This is a genomic window from Mesorhizobium sp. M7A.F.Ca.US.002.01.1.1 (genome assembly GCF_004022955.1).
GTDB lineage: Bacteria > Pseudomonadota > Alphaproteobacteria > Rhizobiales > Rhizobiaceae > Mesorhizobium > Mesorhizobium ciceri.
Window position 1 is genome coordinate 1 of the sequence record NZ_RZQE01000868.1, and the last position, 1,321, is coordinate 1,321.

A 1,321-nucleotide genomic window follows, 5' to 3' on the forward strand; every position below is an offset into this window, starting at 1 on the left:
TGGTCCCTCCGTACACCGCAGCGCAGTCGAGGATACGGACTGGCACCGCATCGGCAAGGAGCGTTTTGCCGATGAAATCGCCGCCCGGCTCTACAAGCTCGCGCATGACGGCGAGTTCAGCGAGATCGTGCTCGTCGCGCCGCCGGTGGTGCTTGGGACAATGCGCAAAAAGCTGCACAAGGAGGTCGGGGACAAGGTGACCGCCGAAATTCCCAAGACATTGACCAACCATGCCATACCGGAAATCGAGGCCTTGCTGCGGGCAGCCTGATCATCGATCGGCCCTGACGAATCGAGACGAATAGCTCCGCACAAATTCCGATCCGGCCGGCAGCTTCTCAGCTGCCGGTCAAATTTTCGCGGCAGCGCCGTCGATTTCACGGCTTTGCGGGTTGCATCGCCGACATACCATCCATCATATTGCAAACAGGCGGCGGCCTTGGGCGGCGCTCATCCAACATCGCTGACTTGAAAGGCGCTCCATAGACAATGCCGCATGACACGCCCCTTATCGCCACCATCGTCGCCGGTCTGGGGCTGGCTTTCGTCTTCGGGGCTCTCGCCAACCGCTTCCGCATTCCGCCCCTGGTCGGTTATCTCATAGCCGGCGTGCTGGTCGGGCCGAACACGCCCGGCTTCGTCGCCGATGCCGGGCTTGCCAACGAACTGGCCGAAATCGGCGTCATCTTGCTGATGTTCGGCGTCGGGCTGCACTTCTCGCTCAAGGATCTGCTGTCGGTGCGTGCCATCGCCGTGCCGGGCGCCATCGTCCAGATCGGCTTTGCCACCGCGCTTGGCGCTGGTCTTGCCTGGATGCTCGGCTGGTCGATGGGCGCGGGGCTGGTGTTCGGCCTGGCGTTGTCGGTCGCCTCGACCGTGGTGCTGCTGCGTGCCCTGCAGGAACGGCGGATGATCGAGACCGAGCGCGGCCGCATCGCCGTCGGCTGGCTGATCGTCGAGGATCTGGCCATGGTGCTGGCGCTGGTGCTGCTGCCGGCGCTCGCTGGCGTGCTCGGCGGCCAGGAGCAGGCCGACGCCCATGCCAGCGGCCTGCTGTCGCTGCCGGCCAGCTACGGCATCTGGGGCGTCGTCGGCATCACACTGGCCAAGGTCACCGCTTTCGTCATCGTCATGCTGGTGGTCGGCCGCCGGGTCATTCCCTGGATCCTGCACTATGTCGCCCATACCGGCTCGCGCGAACTGTTCCGGCTGGCGGTTCTGGCCATCGCGCTCGGCGTCGCCTTCGGTGCGGCCAAACTGTTCGGTGTCTCGCTGGCGCTGGGCGCCTTCTTCGCCGGCATGATCATGAGCGAATCCGAAC

The 1,321-nt window shown here is 64.9% G+C and carries 2 protein-coding genes; both read left to right on the forward strand.

The window, feature by feature from the left end; genetic code table 11:
- A partial coding sequence (locus tag EN932_RS36275) for a host attachment protein (RefSeq protein WP_206619037.1) occupies nt 1-271 on the forward strand: 271 nt, incomplete at its 5' end.
- Between the two features lie 218 nt (nt 272-489).
- Nucleotides 490-1,321: cation:proton antiporter (locus EN932_RS36280; RefSeq protein WP_206619038.1), on the forward strand; the 832-nt coding region annotated here is incomplete at its 3' end.